General features: G+C 68.7%; 1 protein-coding gene and 1 pseudogene. Both read left to right on the plus strand.

From position 1 onward, the window contains the following. Positions 1-366 (plus strand): ATP-binding cassette domain-containing protein (locus tag V8324_RS22085; protein WP_336422021.1); only part of this gene is annotated, 366 nt, incomplete at its 5' end. Continuing rightward, a pseudogene (locus V8324_RS22090) lies at positions 363-871 on the plus strand (biotin/lipoyl-binding protein); the annotation flags it as partial. The gene V8324_RS22085 and the pseudogene V8324_RS22090, both read left to right, overlap by 4 nt.

Below are 871 nucleotides of genomic sequence, written 5' to 3' on the forward strand. Positions count from 1 at the left end.
CCGGATGGCTACGACACCCGTGTCACGCCGGGGGGCGGGCGCCTGTCGGGCGGGCAGATGCAGCGCATCGGGCTGGCGCGGGCGATGTATGGCGACCCGGTGATCCTGGTGCTCGACGAGCCGAACTCGAACCTCGACAATGACGGCAGCGAGGCGGTCAACCGCGCGATCAAGGGGTTCAAGGCCGCGGGCAAGTCGGTCCTGGTCATGGCGCACCGGCCGGGCGCGATCAGGGAATGCGACACGCTCCTGATGCTCGAGGATGGCACGGTGCGCGCCTTCGGCCCCAAGGACGAGGTGCTGAAAAGCGTCGTCAGGAACCATGGCGAGATCTCGAAAACGCCCGAACTGGGAGGGGTGCAATGAGCCAACCCGACAAACGCTCCGGATCGGCGGACGCATGGTCGGTGCGCAAGCCGATGATCGTCGGCGTGCTGGGGCTGTTGCTGCTGGTCGGGGGGTTCGGGACCTGGGCCGCGATGACGCAGATCTCGGGGGCGATCATCGCCGGCGGGCAGATCGAGGTCGATCAGAACCGGCAGGTGGTCCAGCATCCCGATGGCGGTGTCGTCGAGGCCATCCGCGTCGCGGAAGGCGACAGGGTGGCGGTCGGCGAGGTCCTGCTGCGCCTCGACGACACCGAACTGCAATCCGAGCTGTCGATCGTCGAAAGCCAGCTCTTCGAGCTGATCGCCCGGCGCGGGCGGCTCGAGGCCGAGCGCGACGAGCGCGACACGATCCGCTTCGCCCCGCTGCTGTCGCAAACCGCCGAAGGCCGCCCCGACGTGCGGGACCTGATGGAGGGGCAGCAGCGGCTCTTCGAGGCGCGGCGCAATTCGATCGCCCAGGCGATCGAGCAGCTCGACAAGCA

The organism is Roseovarius sp. D22-M7, assembly GCF_037083785.1.
Classification (GTDB): domain Bacteria; phylum Pseudomonadota; class Alphaproteobacteria; order Rhodobacterales; family Rhodobacteraceae; genus Roseovarius.